Source organism: Streptomyces sp. SID13726 (assembly GCF_010548375.1).
GTDB lineage: Bacteria > Actinomycetota > Actinomycetes > Streptomycetales > Streptomycetaceae > Streptomyces.
In genome coordinates this window covers 1-419 of sequence record NZ_JAAGLY010000580.1, presented here as the reverse complement: position 1 = coordinate 419, position 419 = coordinate 1, and the positions used below count along the sequence as shown (strand labels likewise).

Sequence of the window (419 nt, the reverse complement as noted above, 5' to 3'; positions counted from 1 at the left end):
CCAGCAGGCGCGCGTAGAGACGTACGACGTCCTTGCCCAGGACCGCGTCGCAGACGTCCGCCAGCAGCTGGGCCGCGTCCGTCCTGATCTTCGCCGCGCGCTCCGGCAGGGCCGTCAGCTCCCCGTCCAGGTCGGTGAAACAGGCCGCGGCCTTCGAGGTGTCCGCCGTGTACCGGGCGATGCGCGCCGCCCGGGTGGCTACCGTGTCCTCCCGGCCGACCGTGTCGTCGAAATCGCACCCGCAGTCGTCCACGCAGCAGCCCCGGCCGCCCGTGCAGCGCCGGATCTCCTCGAAGACCTTGTCGACGGCCTGTTGCAGGCAGTGGCGCTGCTCGTGGGTGACCCGGCAGCGGATCTGCTCGCGGACCTTGGCGAGTGTCGCCGCCGCCTCGTCGAGATCGGGCAGCGCGGCCAGCCGG

General features: G+C 72.8%; 1 protein-coding gene. It reads right to left on the bottom strand.

Annotated elements, in window-relative coordinates; translation table 11 throughout:
* Positions 1 to 419 (bottom strand): hypothetical protein (locus tag G3I78_RS49225; RefSeq protein WP_164437181.1); only part of this gene is annotated, 419 nt, incomplete at both ends.